The sequence below is a fragment of the Acetivibrio ethanolgignens genome, from assembly GCF_001461035.1.
GTDB lineage: Bacteria > Bacillota > Clostridia > Lachnospirales > Lachnospiraceae > Velocimicrobium > Velocimicrobium ethanolgignens.
The window spans coordinates 38,123-38,404 of the sequence record NZ_LNAM01000152.1 but is presented as its reverse complement, the minus strand read 5'-3'; the positions used below and the strand labels follow the sequence as shown (position 1 = coordinate 38,404).

Genomic DNA, 282 nt, shown 5'->3' with positions numbered 1-282 from the left:
AAAAAACAGTAATAATTCAGGATATTTAGCCAAGCTAAATTCTGACGATTGAACTTTTTAACATGAGAGTTTGATCCTGGCTCAGGATGAACGCTGGCGGCGTGCTTAACACATGCAAGTCGAACGAAGCACTTAAAACAGATTGGAATAGCTTGCTAGGAAGAGAAGTTTTATTTGACTGAGTGGCGGACGGGTGAGTAACGCGTGGGTAACCTGCCTCACACAGGGGGATAACAGTTAGAAATGACTGCTAATACCGCATAATATGCAGCCTCGCATGAG

The 282-nt window shown here is 43.6% G+C and carries 1 rRNA gene (running past one end of the window); it reads left to right on the top strand.

The annotated features are described in order from the left end of the window. Positions 1 to 58: 58 nt before the first annotated feature. Positions 59 to 282 (top strand): 16S ribosomal RNA (locus ASU35_RS08725) (it continues 1,363 nt past the right edge of the window).